This is a genomic window from Enterovibrio norvegicus FF-33 (assembly GCF_000286835.2).
Lineage (GTDB): Bacteria > Pseudomonadota > Gammaproteobacteria > Enterobacterales > Vibrionaceae > Enterovibrio > Enterovibrio norvegicus_A.
Window position 1 is genome coordinate 1,786,979 of record NZ_AJYD02000038.1, and the last position, 14,913, is coordinate 1,801,891.

General features: G+C 46.8%; 12 protein-coding genes. 4 read left to right on the plus strand and 8 right to left on the minus strand.

What is annotated here, in order from left to right; genetic code table 11:
- The first annotated feature begins 27 nt into the window (after positions 1–27).
- The 3 genes from A1OO_RS16185 to A1OO_RS16195 are packed head-to-tail and all read left to right on the plus strand — an operon-like array spanning position 28 to position 3,524.
- The gene (locus A1OO_RS16185; RefSeq protein ID WP_017003682.1) at positions 28–540 is read left to right on the plus strand and encodes a hypothetical protein; all 513 of its coding nucleotides are present in this window, start codon (positions 28–30) and stop codon (positions 538–540) included.
- Positions 541–577: 37 nt separating this feature from the next.
- Positions 578–2,065 carry a GGDEF domain-containing protein gene (locus tag A1OO_RS16190; protein WP_026023905.1) on the plus strand — a complete coding sequence of 496 codons (1,488 nt, stop codon included), beginning with the start codon at positions 578–580 and terminating at the stop codon, positions 2,063–2,065.
- Positions 2,034–3,524 (plus strand): nucleoside hydrolase, encoded by a 1,491-nt coding sequence (locus A1OO_RS16195; protein WP_017003684.1) that lies wholly within the window; start codon positions 2,034–2,036, stop codon positions 3,522–3,524. Before A1OO_RS16190 ends, A1OO_RS16195 begins: the two co-directional genes overlap by 32 nt.
- A gap of 151 nt (positions 3,525–3,675) precedes the next feature.
- Here A1OO_RS16195 and A1OO_RS16200 read toward each other — a convergent pair whose 3' ends face one another.
- The 8 genes from A1OO_RS16200 to A1OO_RS16235 form a co-directional block, all read right to left on the minus strand.
- Positions 3,676–4,533, minus strand: a complete 858-nt coding sequence (locus A1OO_RS16200; RefSeq protein WP_017003685.1) for a universal stress protein — start codon at positions 4,531–4,533, stop codon at positions 3,676–3,678.
- Between the two features lie 12 nt (positions 4,534–4,545).
- Complete coding sequence (locus A1OO_RS16205) at positions 4,546–6,552, minus strand: tripartite tricarboxylate transporter permease (RefSeq protein WP_017003686.1); 2,007 nt, start codon at positions 6,550–6,552, stop codon at positions 4,546–4,548.
- Between the two features lie 70 nt (positions 6,553–6,622).
- A complete protein-coding gene (locus A1OO_RS16210) occupies positions 6,623–7,750 on the minus strand; it encodes a Bug family tripartite tricarboxylate transporter substrate binding protein (RefSeq protein WP_026023906.1) in 1,128 nt (375 codons plus the stop codon).
- Between the two features lie 298 nt (positions 7,751–8,048).
- Positions 8,049–9,113 carry a 4-oxalomesaconate tautomerase gene (locus A1OO_RS16215; RefSeq protein WP_139128077.1) on the minus strand — a complete coding sequence of 355 codons (1,065 nt, stop codon included), beginning with the start codon at positions 9,111–9,113 and terminating at the stop codon, positions 8,049–8,051.
- Positions 9,114–9,210: 97 nt separating this feature from the next.
- Positions 9,211–10,281 (minus strand): ABC transporter substrate-binding protein, encoded by a 1,071-nt coding sequence (locus tag A1OO_RS16220; RefSeq protein WP_017003689.1) that lies wholly within the window; start codon positions 10,279–10,281, stop codon positions 9,211–9,213.
- Positions 10,278–11,738, minus strand: coding sequence for a sensor histidine kinase (locus tag A1OO_RS16225; RefSeq protein ID WP_016958865.1), 1,461 nt, complete (start codon positions 11,736–11,738; stop codon positions 10,278–10,280). The genes A1OO_RS16220 and A1OO_RS16225 overlap by 4 nt, the downstream gene beginning before the upstream one ends.
- A gap of 2 nt (positions 11,739–11,740) precedes the next feature.
- A complete protein-coding gene (locus A1OO_RS16230; protein WP_016958866.1) occupies positions 11,741–12,406 on the minus strand; it encodes a response regulator transcription factor in 666 nt (221 codons plus the stop codon).
- Positions 12,407–12,720: 314 nt separating this feature from the next.
- Positions 12,721–13,089, minus strand: coding sequence for a winged helix-turn-helix transcriptional regulator (locus A1OO_RS16235; protein ID WP_017003690.1), 369 nt, complete (start codon positions 13,087–13,089; stop codon positions 12,721–12,723).
- Positions 13,090–13,437: 348 nt separating this feature from the next.
- Between A1OO_RS16235 and katB the strand changes: the two genes are divergently transcribed.
- Positions 13,438–14,898, plus strand: a complete 1,461-nt coding sequence (gene katB / locus A1OO_RS16240; protein ID WP_016958868.1) for a catalase KatB — start codon at positions 13,438–13,440, stop codon at positions 14,896–14,898.
- The last annotated feature ends 15 nt before the right edge of the window (positions 14,899–14,913 follow it).

Consider the following 14,913-nt stretch of genomic DNA (forward strand, 5'->3'; position numbering starts at 1 on the left):
ATGTTGTTACTAAAATGGAATTTACTTATGTTGTTTTCGGCTCGCCGATATTTTACTTTTTTATTCACGCTGTTGTTTAGCAGCTCAGTATTCGCAGATTCAATTGCTAGTTACCCAAACGGCTGGGAAGACTGGCCCGTTGTTAAAGAATCCATGAATCTCCCAGCGGATACCGTTCTCCCCCCTGACGCCTCTTTGTTTATGCAAGAATCCGTAAGAGCATATTCATGGATCAATGATGGTCAAGGCTCGCCTCTCACTATCCGCGTGAATCCCAAGAAACTTGAAGAATACAAAACCCATGGCCCTTATAGCGACGGGCCGACAGTGATTGCCGTGTCTGAAGCACAGGGAATTATCTGGGTAACAGAGCACTTTGGCGGATTAGCCCTTTATGGTAGCTACAACCGAAAAGGTGAAGACATCAGCAGCATGCACGCCTCCTTAGAGCCTGCCTTTTGTCAAAGTTGTCATGATACTTACAAAGACATATGTATAAACGGCACCTGCACGGAGCCTGTCTCTTCTCTTTATGAGTAATTTCAGTTAACCGTTCCCCTTTGATTTGGATTTTAGAGTGCTAAAAAGGTTTACGATAAATCAGCTTCTCTTTGTTTCTCATCTGATGTTGGTGCTAGTGCTTATCGCTGGGATGAGCGCCTCGCGCTATCAAAGTGAATGGGAAAGCCGAGTTAACTATGCCAACGAACGGGCCGAGCGCACGCTGACGCCTCTGGTCCGTGACTTTTCCGCCGCAGTCGCAGGCCGAAATTATGCCAACCTAATGATGCCCTCTCAAAATGAAGCACTCTTTAATATTGGAGAGTTGTTGTTTCTCGACATCCAGGGGAAATCAGATTACAGCGAAAACTCCGTCAGTGTGCGCTATTCACGAGAGCACATGACAGTGTGGCGAACGGATGTCACGCAAGATGAGATCAACGACGTCTCAGCACGAAAAAACACGCTGATGGCAGCGCTTGATAATCCCGAAAATCAAGACAAGGTGAGAAATAGAAAACTGAATTTCGTACTCAACAAAACAGTTGATGACCTAAACGCTCTGCAAAAAAGTACGCGTCTATCATCATCGTTTACGCCACGCTGGCCTCCTTCTAGCCATTCTGAAAAAGCGTTTCAGCTTCACCAAGAGGATGAGGTTCTGATCGTACAATTGCCACTGATCAACAAAAATGGCGGTCATGTTTGGGCGGTGTTTGATGCTGCTAATCTGTTCACTCTTAAGCAGCAGATATTTATCACCTTAGCCATTGAAGCCTTTGTGGCATTGTGTGTTTCTCTATTGCTGATTATCGGCGTCACACATTGGTTGGTTGCACCATTAAGTAGGCTAGCTAAACGAATAGACCACGACATCGAACACCTCGATATCTCGGATCTCGAGGAACTTCGCCGCAATGATGAGATTGGCGTGCTGGCTCGTGGTCTTCACACGCTAACCCTCAAAGCCCAAACACAAATGAAAATATTGCGGCATCAATCGGATACTGATGCGCTCACTGGGCTAGCAGGACGCCACAGCTATACGGAACATGCCGACGCTTTTTTCCAAGCAACGCGTGCCGAAAATAAGCTTTTTGGCATTGTTGTTTGTGATATTGACCATTTCAAAGCATTTAATGACACCTTCGGACATGGACGCGGTGATGTCGTGATTAAGTCCACCGCAAACGCCATTTTAAGCGCATTACGCAAAGACGACTTGTGTTTCAGAATTGGCGGCGAAGAGTTTGTCGCTCTGCTTCAAATTGAAAATGCTAGTGCGCTTGAAACGGTTGCAGAACGAATGCGCTGTAGCGTTGAAGATCTCGCTATTCCTCATGCCGCCGAAAGTGCAGTGGTCACGCTTTCTATTGGCGCATTACTCATCACGCCTTCGGCATCTGCAATGTCGTTTTCAGATGCTTTCGATGAAGCTGATTCACTGCTTTATCGCGCTAAGCGCAGCGGCCGAAACCAAATTGCCATTGGCACCCTGCAAGACCAAAAACCACCTCCAAGGAAAGAAAGTAGTGATAGAAAAACAACTGAGATTATGGATTGATACCGACATTACCATTGGCCTTCGCGATGGATTCTTACAATATAAAGATGTCGATGATGGCTATGCATTGGGCTGTCTCATGCATAGTCCAGAAGTTGAAATACTCGGTATTAGCTCAACACGTGGAAATACCGATAACATCGAGGAGTCCACTCAAACGGCGCAACACTTTGTGTCCAGCTTTGGCGCCAATAGCTACAAAGTATATAAAGGTGCGACGTCCAATTTTGTCGCTTCTGACAATACCAATGACAACAATACAGAAAAAGAAAATAAGGAATCTGATGCTGTAACCGCTCTTATTGAAAACCTAGAGCAAGGCAATTTAACGATCCTCGCTATTGGTGCGCTCACCAATATTGCCGACCTTATCAAAACCCGCCCTGACTTGGTTTCAAAAATCGATAGCATCGTATCGGTAGCAGGAAGGCAATCGACTGATGAACATTTCATTTCGGGAACATTTCAGCTCAAGCCCTTTCGTGACCTCAATTTTGAGTTCGATACTGACGCGTTCAACTATGTGCTAAAAAGTGGCGTCTCTGTCGTATTGGTACCCTTTGAAGTATGCAAGAAAATGTGGGTTGATTTTGACGACCTTGCTCGTTTACGAAAACAGGGACCCATGGGTAACCTCCTTGCTCGGCATGCTCTAGGTTGGTGGACTGAATGGGAAATTGTGTTCGGTTCCCACAAAGGGTTCAATCCATTTGATTTAGTCGCCGCCGCTTACGTTGTCAATCCGCAATGGTTCACCACTAAACCCTTATTTGCACGCACTGAGATTGCGCCAAGCGACACGGAAAAAGGAACGCAAAAACCTTATCTAATTTGCACTGATTCTCCCGTAAACGCTTACCCTGTTTCCTATTGTGTGGACATTAACGAAAAAGCGAAAAGCGATGTCCTGACGAGATTGGCCAAACAGACCATCGCACAACAGGTTTTAGGGCTCTCTCACGTCAACATTATTGTAGAAGATGTGGACGTTGCTGCTGATTATTATCAGCGAGTATTGGGCTTTGAGCGCGCGTTCGACGAAACCGGAGAAGCCATGTCATATCGCGGTATCTCTATGAAAAGCTTTGCACTAGACGCTGGGTTAGAGGAACAACCCGTCACAATCGACGTTCAGTTTGTACGCCACCCACAAGCAGGTATCTATTTAGAACTGATGCGATACCATCAACCAACGGGTAAAACACAGCTGCCCATTCAGCCTAAAACATATGATTTGGGAGGCCCGAGACATATCGCATTGGAAGTTGCTAACTGTAATGATGTCTTTCACTTCCTGAAAGAACAAGACGGCGTCACCATGATTAATACAGCTTCAGATTATAAGCCTGTTGAGTTAGATGGTTTTCCGATCACGTTTTTTTACTGGATTGATCTTTATGGCGTTCAGTGGGAAATGGAAGAAGGACGTCGAATGGGTAAGATGCTAGGCATTGTATAACCTCTAAGGTATATCTGTGATAAGCATACATAGACAAACAGCCACTGAGATACTCAGTAGCCTTTGATCTCACTTTGGTTTGCCATAGACATGTCCATTCGAAAAAAATCCGCTGATTATTCAGCGGATTTTTAGTTTAGCGACGAGAACGTTAACCAATCATCCACAAAGGGACTTGGGATTTTTTAAGCAGACTCTTAGTGACATCACCAAACATTTGTTGATGAATACGCTGATGAGCATACGCACCACAAACAATCGCATCCGCATTGAGCCTGATCGCGGTCGATAAAATCGCCGTCGGCGTTCGCATACGGCCTGACTTAAACACTTCACAGTCACATGCTATCTCATGCATGGCCAGATATTCCTGCAAATCTATTTGAGTCGGCCTTTTGTCTATCGAGCGCTCACTGGTGACGATGCTCACCTTCTCAGCACTTCTAAGAAGATGCATTGCAGATGCCACGGCTCGCGCGGCTTGAGTATCTCCGTTCCAAGCAATCATCACGTGCTTTGGCGAAAAATGCGTTTGGGTTCTCGGCATGATCAATACAGGCTTACCGCTATGCAGAATCGCCGCCTCAAAACTTACGCTGGACTTACCTCGTTTTGGCTGAGGAATGATTGTTAAATCAGACAACTTGCCTTTTTCTGCAACCACTTCGCCACGAAACCCCATCACTTCATGCCATTTTGCCGAGGTGATATGACTCATTGGATAACGGTTTACCTGAGAAATAGACAAACTTCGGCAAGTGTCTTCAAACAACTCTCGCATCATGTCCAGATCTTCACTGACATAGTCGGCCACAATTTGGTCGATACGTTTGTGAAATTCATTTGAAATGAGCTGCATTTCATTCGGCAGCAGCTGCTTTGGATCAATGTGGGCATGAAGCACATCAAGATGTGCGCGAAAGAAACTCGCTACATTGAGCGCTCCTTCCAGCCTCTCTTTCGCATTCTCATTGGATGCTAGAGGCATAATGATCGTTCGAATAGTCATGTTCACCTCCTGTTAGTAGCCGAGCGGCCAAGGTAGCTCGATATATTCCTGAAGCAGCCCCACGGGAAGTTCCAGTACCATTGCATTCGTAAGAAAGAGTAAGAATCCCACGGCTATCGCTGTCAACGCTAACGCGCGCCAAAGGCTAACACTTGCTTTTACCACCAAAAAAGAAACAAAAAACACACTGATCGAGATGACATAACCCACCAGATAACACCCGGCAACCAACGCAAACAACCAGTAGAGGTAATGCATCATGCTGGTGGAGCTTTTATCAAATACGTAACCTTGTTCGTACTCCATATCGAAATAAATGGGGTCGTTGGTAGGTTTAGTGAGAAGTTGATAAAGCACGATAGCGGAGAGCACCCACATCAAACTGCCGACCATAATGGTGAACACTCCGCCAAGGAAGCTCTGCTGTAAACCATCATAAATGGCATACAAAAAGATGAGATTCACAACACCAGCAAAAATGACCTGTGGTGTGCGATTGCATGCTTTTGCTGGGGTGGTTTCAGCTTCTGTTGAAGACGCTGAAGACGAGTCATCTTGCTTAACCGCATTCTGTTTTCGATACATAAAAAACAACGATAAGAGCGTGATGATGCCAATGATGATAACGCCCGGTCTTAGCAAGAACCCAGCGCCATCAAATTGAACCGCTTGATAGAGATACGTTTCCATGCCGCCTGCGAGGACAAATCCAATCAAAAAAGCAGGACGCGGCCAGTCAAAGCGCTTCATCAATACACCAAGGAAGCCGATAGCCAATAAAGTCACCAGATCACCAAGATCTCGGGTTGCTTGAAACGCAGCAAAGCAAATCACCATCACCATGAACGGTGCAAGCAAGCTATAGCGAATAGTGGTAAGGCGAGCGACAGTTGGCGAAATCAGCATACAGGCACCAGCCCCAAATACATTTGCCAATGCCAGAGACCAAACGATGGTATAGGTGATATCGAGATCGGTGCTCACCATGGCAGGGCCCGGCTCCAGACCCACTAGCACCATGCCGCCAAGAAAAACCGCCATACTGCCCGATCCTGGAATACCAAACAGCAATGTCGGTACTAGCCCGCCCCCTTCTTTGGCATTATTGGCTGACTCAGGTGCAATCACACCCCGAACATCACCATGGCCAAATTGCGGATTGTCCTTTGTTGTTTGTACTGCATGACCGTAGGCAATCCAGTCTACAACGCTGCCACCCAGTCCTGGCAACGCACCAATGATACAACCAATCACGCTGCAACGAAGCGCAAGCCATTTGTTGTTCACAAAGTCCCGAATACCCTCTGACCAACCACTACCAAGATTGCTGGCATTGGCGATTGGCTTGTTTTGGCGCAGTAAGTCGATGATTTCTGGCAAGGCAAATATGCCTAAACCCACCACCACGAGCGGAATACCATCCATCAGGTAGAAATTATCAAAAGCCATGCGATATTCACCCGTAGCAGGTGCACTGCCAAGGCTACCTAACACGACGCCAAAGCCACAAGCAGACAGGCCCTTAACGAAACTTTTACCCGCCAATGCGCCTACCATACTGAGGCCAAGAATAGTGAGCATAAACAATTCAGCGGAGCCAAACGCCAAAATCACAGGGCGCGCGATCAAAACAAATACCGTTAAGATCAATGCCCCGAACAAGCCCCCGAATAGAGACGAAGTGAACGCCGCCGATAAAGCACGCGCAGCCTGTCCACGCTTTGCCATCGGGAACCCGTCTAACACTGTCGCCTGAGACCCACTTGAACCGGGAATCCCCATCAGTACAGAGGTAAATGTGTCAGAAGTCGGGATCACGGCCACCAATCCAATCAGCATTGCGAGCGCTGAAACGGGCTCCATCCCATACAAAAACGGAAGGAGAAGAGACAAACCTGCGATGCCGCCTAAGCCGGGAAATATACCAATGCCCAGCCCCAAAATGACGCCGCCAAGCATATAAGTGATGTGTTGCAGACTGAGTATCGTCTGCAAGGAATCGAGTAATTCGCTGAACATAGACAATGCCTTTAGGAAGGAAATGAAGTTCAGTGCAAGCATTCGCCTGCACTAAGCTTCAAAAAATGCGTTAGAACTTGGTGTTATATTTTTCAGTTAGCCAAGCGCGAACCCATTCGCGGTCTGCTTCACTAAGAGACAAAGCCGTTTTCAATGCCGCTTGTGCACTTTCACCGGTGAGCTGTGGGTAATCACCCAGCACGTTGTCAGACTTCTGTTTAAAATCAGGCTGATTGACCATCGCCGTTGCGGAGTTACGCCATGTGGAGAGAATGCCTGCAGACACGTCTTTTGGAAGAAAGATCATTTTCTGCGCAGCGAAGCCAGCGGCGAAAAATGCTTTCCAAACCTCAAAACCTTGGTTAGTCGCAGCATCAGGGTTTGCCATTGCATAAACTTCCGCGAAGTGTGGAAGGTCTGGGAAGTTAGGATCCCGCTGTAATTTTCCGTCAGCGCCTAATACGCCAAAGCTGAATAGCGGAATCGCAGTCCCTTCATCGACAAGTGGTGTCACCTTTTTGATGAAAGAAGAGGTGGTTTGGGAATCAATATTCACTTCACCGCGTTCAAACGCTAAACGACCAGCGCCGCGACCTTTCATGCCAAAGATAGCCTTGACGTCCAAGTTCAATAAGTTCATAGCAAGAAGGGGGACCAAATCAATCGACGTAGCGCCTTGGCTTGCATACTTAAACGACACGTGATCTTTCTTGGCCAGTAAATCCTGAACGTTTTTAATCCCAGTGGATGGTGAAACATACATAACACCGCCAGTCGGAGAGGCCAATACGATGCTCCAGTCGTTGTACTCATACTTCACACGACTGTCATTGAGCAGATATGGGTACTGAGTAGACGCAGAACTCGCGAAAATATTCAGTCCGTTAGCGCGCGCTTTTTGTGCAAAACGATTAGCACCTTTTGTCGAGCCGCCACCCGGAATGTTCTTGACGACAACAACCGGATTACCCGGCAATGCGGCAGTGAGCAACGGCGCATAAAAGCGTGCCCATGTGTCCGTGCCGCCTCCCTCTTTATAAGGCACCGTGAATTCAACACGTTTACCTTTGAAAGACACGTCCTCTGCAATCGCCGTGGAGGGCATTGCCACCAATGCGCTCATCCCTAAAATCGCCGCGTTGAACGAGCGACGTACCGTTGCCATTTTTGAGTTTGGTTGCTTATGAATAAACATCATTCCACCTTCGTTTGCGTCCAATGCCATTTTCATAACGGCTAAAAATCATTCATTAGTGTTGGTTTCATTGGTTACGCTATTGGGTGAAACTGTCACCACGCTGACATACCACATATTGATAACAAAAACGTTACATTAGGCGTATTCAGTAGGCCGTATTCAATGGTTCATGCTCAAGACAAGTGAAGCTTGAGGCCAAAAAAAACCACCTCAGAAGGTGATTAAACGTCGCTCACAAGACGAATCAGTGTGATGACGAAATATCGAAAACAAGGGGAAAATTCGATAAGGCACAAGATCAGTAGTAGGCATCGCCTTTAAACAATGGTCTTGCTGTTCGTACAAGTGCGGCTTGCCTGATCTGTGGCTCTTCGTCGTTAGCTTCAATCACCACACTCACCGCGATTTTTCCTGCCGGATGTTCGATTTCTATCTGGTTCGACTTTAGGTTTCGTGCGGCTTCATAAGCGACAGTGCCCGGTAGCATGGTCGAGACCGCCACACAAATAGCACCTGTCACTGCATGGCTGGTGTGACAATTATGGGGAACAAAATAACGCGATGTAATGTTTCCGCCATTAGCGGGCGGCGCGACAAGGGATACTTTGGGAATGACGCTGTTACTGACATCCCCTAGCCCCATTCTCTCGCCGGCTTCTCGGCGAATGGATTCCAGTTTTTGCAGAAATTCGGCGTCGGCATCAAGCTCAGTTTTAGTTTCATAACCGGTTTTTCCCATCCCCTTCGCGGGAATATGAACCATGGGCACAGACGCATCAATACAGCTCACAGTGACGCCTTGAATATCATCTTTAAAACGCCCAGTCGGGAACAGTTTTCCCGTTTTGGCACCTCCGACATTCAGAAAATTGAGTAGAATTGGCGACCCCGTTTCAGGCACGCCATCAATTTTTATGTTTCCTTCCAGCTTCACTTTTCCATTGGGTGTTTCAGCGGTAACTTCAATAATCGTATTGGTATTAATGTTACGGACTCGGATGGTGGTTTCGGGGTCTTGCAATGTAATCAGACCCTTTTCATCACCAAAGATCAGAATGCCCGAGAGGATATTTCCACATGACGGCTTGGTATCCACAACACGATCTTCTACTCCTACTTGTGCAAACAAATAATCGAGATCGACATTATCAAAAGCGCTTTTTGAAACGATGGCCACTTTGCTAGTCAACGATGTACCGCCACCAATACCGTTAATTTGTTGCGGGTCGCCAGAGCCCATCACGTGGATCAACACATCGTCACGCTGTTGCTCATTTTCTGGTAAATCACTTGCCAGAAAATATGCTCCTTTTGACGTGCCACCCCTGATCAGCATACAAGGAATGCTTGTTGATCTTTCCACTATTCAACTCCTTAGCCACGTTTCTCCATTTATGTGGCTAAAGGGTATGAGGTGAAACTGTCAGTACGCTGTCACCGTATGTCGCGATGAAATGAGCCTACTCAAGCTCTTTGAGTGCGTTTTCCCATTCCGTGATCACGATTTCACGCTTGTTAGGGTCAGAGCTCACCAGCAAGGTGACATCCAAGGGGATGGGTTTTAGTTGATCAATCAACACCTCACGCATCGCATTGGCTGATTTTGGGCTGTCGATATCAGTTCGAATTGGCGGCATATTGGTTTGCTCTGCCATCAGTCGTTGTCCAGCCAGCGAAACCAAATAATTCATGAACAGTTTTGCATCATTTGGGTTCTCAGTCGTTTTATTGATAAACGCCGAGCGAATCACAACGGGCGTATAATCTTCAGCAGCAACAATAATGACGTCATCATACTTTTCCGCCCACGATTTGGCGTAAGAGCCCATGATGTTATAAGCGAGAAGGATTTCGTTTTCGTGTAGGGCTGTCAACATGGATGCGGAGCTTGGAAAGGTGCGTACATTATGAATTTTGAACAGCTCCAGAATCTGACCATAATTAGTCGCCTGAATACGCTCAAATGACCAAAGCAAATAGCCGATACCCACCCGACGAATATCAAACGTTCCCATTTTTCCATTCAGTTCATTGCCGTAGCGACGAATAAAGCTCAATAACTCGACACGATTCTTTGGTACAACTTTGTCTCGCATGAAGGCTTTGTTAAGCACGATCACCGCAGGTTCGTAACTAAATCCATAAAGCTCATCACGCCATACCGCCCATGTCGGTAAATGGTTGGTCTGATTCGGAATATGGCTGGTGGGGGGCGAGTGAGGAAGCGCAAAACCATCGTTAACTAACCTAAACTGCAAGTCCATAACAGAACTAATAGTGATGTCTGGTTTGGGCTCAATATGTTCGCGTATGTGCCTATCAAGATCATTGCTACTGATGGCTTGGTATTCAATTAGAATAGACGGATGACGCCGTTGAAAATCATCTAACAGTGGCTGCATTTCTGACAAATAGGCAGCAGCATAAATGCTAATCGCTTTTCGGGTAAAGCCATCCCCTTCTTGCGCCGACACAGCGCCGAGCGTGAAAAACGCAATCCCTATCAAGCCAACAACATATCGTCGTATCATCGCTTCCTCCAATGTCCATACGGGAACACGACTTTCACCGTAAGACCAGTAGGTTGCGTGTCTTCCAGCGAGAGTTCAGCATTAAAATTTCGCGCTACTTCGAGAGCGATCGCCATGCCTAAACCCGTACCTTGGCTGATGTTATTGGAGCTTCTATAGAAACGCTCGAACACATGGGGTTTATCTTGGTCCGCAATACCCTGTCCATGATCTTCAATAGCCAGGACGATATTTCCCACATCCTGATTAATGAGAATGTCGATCTTGCTGTGATCAGGGCTATATTTGACCGCATTTTCAATCAGATTAATGAGCATTTGGGCAAGTGCGAAATCATCACCATAAATGACCACATCAACCGAGTCTTGATAGCTCAACTCGATATCACGCGATAGCGCATTTATCGCCAAATCACGACAGATGTTTTTGACCGTATCGTTGAAATGAATAATGCCCGGCGCCATACTGCGATGCCGATGAGTAATCGTCGCCTGATTCAAGAGTTGGCTAATGGTTCGATCAAGCAGATTACACGCCGTCAAGACCGTGACGAGGTGTTGTTTTGTCTCAGGATCATTGCTGCTGTTCAAAGCAAGTTCAGCGTGTGCCTTCAAACCCGCCAGAGGCGTTTTGAGCTGATGGGCGGCTTCACTGGTAAAGTTTTTTAAGTTACCCAGTGTCGTATCTAATTGCCCCATAAACCGATTAATGGTGGTGATCAAATGATCAATTTCTTGAGGGCCTTGATGCCCGATTGGGGTCAGGTCAACCGTCGAACGCTTGGCTATCTTCCGGTTGATATCCCGTATAGGGCGAATAATTTTCCACGTAGAAAGAAGGATGAGAAGCAAGGCACTGATAATCACCATGGCCACAAGTTTTTGTGCCTGAAACGTGATTTCTTTTTCAAGCAATAAGCGGGAATTCAGGGTCTGCCCGACAAGAACATAAACTTCTCGCAAACCACTCGGTGTGTTAATGGAATTACTCACCAAAGAAAATCTAAAATCATCCCCCTTGTACAACACATCAAAGTAGTCAGCTTTAGGCTCTAACTGGCTTTGATAGCTTAAAATTTTCTGGCGAATAACAGAGTGCTCTGCCAAATCATCATACCCTGTCACCACATCAAAACTCTCGGCGACAACCAGATAAAAGACACGATCTTGCGGGGATTGCGCCAACACTTTGAATGCCGATATTGGAATATCCACACTCCAATTCAAATTCACGTAGCGAACATTATCAAGGATTTGGACCGCGGAACTGGACAGCGAACGGTCATAAGACAACTGCGCCGTATGATGAGCGTATCGACTTGCCGCCCAAAGGGTGAGAATACTGACAGCAAGAAGCAAAGCAAATGACGTCGAGAGAAGCTGGAAACGAAGGCTTTTGCTCGACCAGTGAAAACGTCGAAACGGTAAAAACGGAATGCGGCGTTTTATTGTCGTCACGACTAGCTCTGCATGTCGATAATGTAACCGAGCCCACGAAGGGTTTTAATCTCGACATCGCTGCTTATGAGCGCTTTTCGAAGGCGAGCGACGTAGGTTTCAATAGCATTCAGGTTCGGCGTGTCATCAAAACCATACAGATGATCGATGATTTCCTCTTTGCTCATCACCCGGTTTGTATGGCTGAGAAATATCTCGAGCAACCGCAACTCTCGTTGCTTCAGCGCGATTTCTTCGCCCTTAACAAACACGCGACAACTTGCCTGATCGAATTCAATATCACCAACTTGAAGCGTACTCTTTCCCGTGCCATGCCGACGACGAACCACAGCACGACAACGGGCTTCAAGCTCGCCAAAATCAAACGGTTTAGTGATGTAATCATCAGCACCAAGATCAAGAAGGTGAATGCGATCATGTACTTCAGTACGCGCGGTTAACACCAAGATAGGCGTGTCAGAAACATGGCGAATTTTCTTAGCGATTTGCTCACCAGAACGATGGGGCAAATTCAGATCGAGGATCACCAAATCGAACTCAGTTTGGCTGACCATGGCATACGCCATGTTGCCATCGTACGCGCAATCTACACCATGACCTTGTTTGATAAACCGCTGTTCAATAGCTTCGCTGATCAACTTGTCATCTTCGACAATGAGAATTCTCACACTACAACCATCCAAGTGAATGAGTGTTAAGTATTGGTTGCCGAACGGTTAATTTCAATATATTGAAGCGTGTCTAGTGCACGGTTCTTAGGTTTTGAAAAGCAATAAAAGTGAGTTCCCACTCAAAGGATATGCATCTCATTGCGACTACAATGCAATAAGACGCATACCAGTGAACGCACAGGCAAGAGCGAAAAAATACGCTATTGAGGCGCCGACAGCGTCACCTCAGAAAGAAACTGTTCAGAAAGGGACACGTTAGAAGAATAGAAAGATGGTGATGTTCCTGCATGTCAAACCGACGACAACAGGTTTTATTTTCGAAGTTGAATTCGATGCTGCTCGGACCACACTCTCAAATCATCAAGTATTTTCAAAGCACTACGACCAAATTCGGTCAATTCATAGCTGACCGCAATGGGGCGATCACTGATCACTTTACGCACGACCATGTCTTCTGCTTCCAGCTCTTTCAAGCGCTGGTCGATCATTTTTTTACTCGCCCCGCCGAGCAAACGGGCCAAATCATTAAATCGTACGGGTCCGTCTTTCAGGTGGTAAATCAGCGTCCCCTTCCATTTTCCACCAATTAGACGCATGCCCTTTTCGATGGCACAGGGTTCAGTACACGTGTTGACCACACTTTTACGGCCTTTAACGTCGATTTTCACTTCGCTGTTCACGATTCAATTCTCTTGTCAGACATACAGGTCACTTAAAGTACACAGGTTAGCACCTGACCCAAGGTTACCATAATGAACCAGGTTGAAACATGGAAGCGTTACCAAGGTTTCATCGCGTCAGCTTGAATACTCTGTTAGGTTTTCCTGTCCGCTCATACGCTAAAACCCCATACAACACCTGTACGCAGATCCAACATATCCCCCAATCAAAATTCACCCAGATAACATCTATCACTATTAATATGATTTAAATCAATATTAAAAACCAATATTCGTTTATAACCCTCCATACTGGAATGATATTGATTCTTGTTTGTGCATCGAGCATGAACATGTTTAGGGAAAGAAATGGAAAATACACGTTACCTCACCAGCCAGAATGGCGCACCTGTTGCCGATGATCAAAACTCACTGACCGCCGGAGAGCGCGGCCCAGTATTGTTGCAAGATTGGCATCTTATCGAGAAGCTAGCGCATTTTAACCGCGAGCGAATTCCAGAGCGTATTGTTCACGCCAAAGGCACTGGTGCATACGGTACATTCACGCTGACCCGTGATCTGGCTGAATTCACACTGGCTGATCATTTCAACGGCGAAGGCAAACAAACAGAAACGTTCGTTCGCTTTTCAACGGTGGGTGGCGAAATGGGCTCGGCGGACGCAGAGCGAGACCCACGCGGTTTTGGCCTTCGTTTTTACACCCAACGTGGTAACCACGATATCGTCGGCAACAACACGCCAACGTTTTTCCTGCGTGACGGTATTAAATTCCCAGATTTCATCCACACTCAAAAACGTAACCCTCATACCAACCTGAAAGATGCTCAGGCCATGTGGGAATTCTGGTCGTTAAACCCAGAATGTATGCACCAAGTGACGGTGCTAATGTCTGATCGCGGCATTCCTGCGAACTATCGTCAAATGCACGGCTATGGTTCACACACCTACTCTCTTTGGAACAACAAAGGTGAGCGCTTTTGGGTGAAGTTCCACTTCAAGAGCCAACAAGGCGTAGTGAACTTGACCAATGATCAAGCAGCGATTCTGCGCGGTATTGACCCAGATTCAAGCCAGCGTGATTTGGTTTTGGCTATTCAAGACGGTCACTTCCCGCGTTGGAGCGTGAACGTTCAAATCATGCCGGAAGCGGATGCGAACACCTATCACATCAACCCGTTCGATCTGACAAAGGTATGGCCGCACAGCGACTACCCATTGATTGAAATCGGTGAGTTAGAACTTAACCGTTTACCAGAGAACTACTTCGCTGAAGTTGAGCAAGTGGCGTTAGCGCCAAGCAACTTGGTTCCAGGTGTTGGTGCGTCTCCAGACAAGATGCTGCAAGCGCGTCTGTTCGCGTACGCGGATGCTCAGCGTTACCGTTTAGGTGCAAACTACAACCACCTACCCGTAAACTGCCCGCATGCCACACAGGCAAATCATTACCAACGTGCTGGCGCGATGGCAGGCACGCAATGCCCTTACTCTGGTCATCAGACAGGTCAAAATGCGTCACCAAACTTTGGCCCTAACCAACAAGATGATTTGGTTGAAGCCACTGAATTTAAAGAACCACCAATGCGTTTAGACGGCGAAGCAGACCGTTACAGCCGCTACAACCAAGACGACTTTGCACAAGCAGGTAACCTATACCGCTTGTTCAGCGAAGATGAAAAAGCGCGTCTGATTGAAACCATCTGCGGTTCGCTGTCTCAAGCTTCTGAAGATGTTCAACGCAAAATGACCGAGCACTTCAGCAACGCCGATGCAGACTACGGTCAACGCATCGCGAACACGTTGGGTTTGTAGAACGCGACGTGTTTT